We start from the raw sequence: 1355 nt of genomic DNA, 5'->3' as shown, positions 1-1355 counted from the left end.
ACCTTCTCGTCGAGGTGCTTGGGCAGCACGTAGACGTCGGTGGGGTACTCGGCGGGCTTGGTGAACAGCTCGATCTGGGCCAGCGTCTGGTCCGCGAACGAGTTGGACATCACGAAGGACGGGTGGCCGGTGGCGTTGCCCAGGTTGAGCAGACGGCCCTCGGACAGCACGATCAGGACCTTGCCGTCGGGGTGGGTCCAGGTGTGCACCTGCGGCTTGACCTCGTCCTTGACGATGCCCTCGAGCTTGGCCAGGCCGGCCATGTCGATCTCGTTGTCGAAGTGGCCGATGTTGCCCACGATCGCCTGGTGCTTCATCCGCGCCATGTGCGACGCCATGATGATGTCCTTGTTGCCGGTCGTGGTCACGAAGATGTCGGCGCTCTCGACGACATCCTCGAGGGTGGTGACCTGGTAGCCGTCCATCGCCGCCTGGAGCGCGCAGATCGGGTCGATCTCGGTGATGATCACCCGGGCGCCCTGGCCGCGCAGCGACTCCGCACAGCCCTTGCCGACATCGCCGTAGCCGCAGACCACGGCCGTCTTGCCGCCGATCAGGACATCGGTGGCACGGTTGATGCCGTCGATCAGCGAGTGACGGCAGCCGTACTTGTTGTCGAACTTCGACTTCGTCACGGCGTCGTTCACGTTGATCGCCGGGAACAGCAGGTCCCCGTCACGGTGCATCTCGTACAGACGGTGCACACCGGTCGTGGTCTCCTCGGTCACACCACGGATCTCGGACGCCAGGTTCGTCCACTTCTGCGGCGCCTCACCCAGCGTGCGGGTCAGCAGCTCCAGCACCGCACGGTGCTCATCGCTCTCCGCCGTCTCGACCGCCGGGACCTTGCCGGCCTTCTCGTACTCGACGCCCTTGTGGACCAGCAGGGTGGCGTCACCACCGTCGTCGAGAATCATGTTCGGGCCGCCGGTGGGCGAATTCGGCCAGGTCAGCGCCTGCTCCGTGCACCACCAGTACTCCTCCAGGCTCTCGCCCTTCCAGGCGAAGACCGGAATACCGGCCGGCGCCTCGGGGGTGCCGTTCGGGCCCACCGCGATCGCCGCGGCGGCGTGGTCCTGGGTGGAGAAAATGTTGCAGGACGCCCAGCGGACCTCGGCGCCCAGGGCGGCCAGGGTCTCGATCAGGACGGCCGTCTGCACAGTCATGTGCAGGGAACCGGTGATACGCGCACCGGCCAGCGGCTGAGCCGCCGCGTACTCCCTGCGGATCGCCATCAGACCGGGCATCTCATGCTCGGCCAGGGTGATCTCCTTGCGGCCGAAAGCGGCAAGGGAAAGGTCAGCGACCTTGAAGTCCTGGCCGGTGGCTGCTGTCGTCATGCGGGCTGCTCCTCG

1 protein-coding gene is annotated in these 1355 nt (G+C 66.6%); it reads right to left on the bottom strand.

From position 1 onward, the window contains the following. Nucleotides 1-1340, bottom strand: a 1340-nt coding sequence (ahcY, locus tag IF67_RS0138370; protein ID WP_030993673.1) for an adenosylhomocysteinase, incomplete at its 3' end; no start/stop codon positions are given. Nucleotides 1341-1355: the final 15 nt, after the last annotated feature.

It is taken from the genome of Streptomyces sp. NRRL S-1813, from assembly GCF_000719605.1.
GTDB classification, from domain to species: domain Bacteria; phylum Actinomycetota; class Actinomycetes; order Streptomycetales; family Streptomycetaceae; genus Streptomyces; species Streptomyces decoyicus.
The sequence above is the reverse complement of the archived record's forward strand: the minus strand, read 5'-3'. Positions and strand labels throughout refer to the sequence as shown.